Annotated in this window: 1 pseudogene; it reads right to left on the bottom strand. The window is 55.5% G+C overall.

The features are described 5' to 3' along the window. Window position 1: 1 nt before the first annotated feature. Window positions 2-211, bottom strand: a pseudogene (locus FDX22_RS32380) (hypothetical protein); the annotation flags it as partial.

The following is a 211-nucleotide window of genomic DNA, read 5'->3' as shown; positions in this document are numbered from 1 at the left end:
ATTACTGCTGTTGTTCTTCGATGAGAGCAACCTCAAACCACAGACCGGGCATCATTTTTTCCAGGCCGTCGGTCAGCATCTTCCCGGCTTCGTGAAGTCTCTCCAGCGGCATCTGCGGCAGGCTTTCCAGAATAAACCACATTTGCTGAGCTTCCACACCTAAGCGGGTTCTGAGCCCCTGTCGCCAGTTCCAGCGACGGCAGGTCACACC

Origin of the sequence: Citrobacter sp. TBCS-14, assembly GCF_005280805.1 — a bacterium.
Classification (GTDB): domain Bacteria; phylum Pseudomonadota; class Gammaproteobacteria; order Enterobacterales; family Enterobacteriaceae; genus Citrobacter; species Citrobacter gillenii.
This window is presented reverse-complemented; position numbering and strand designations above follow the sequence as displayed.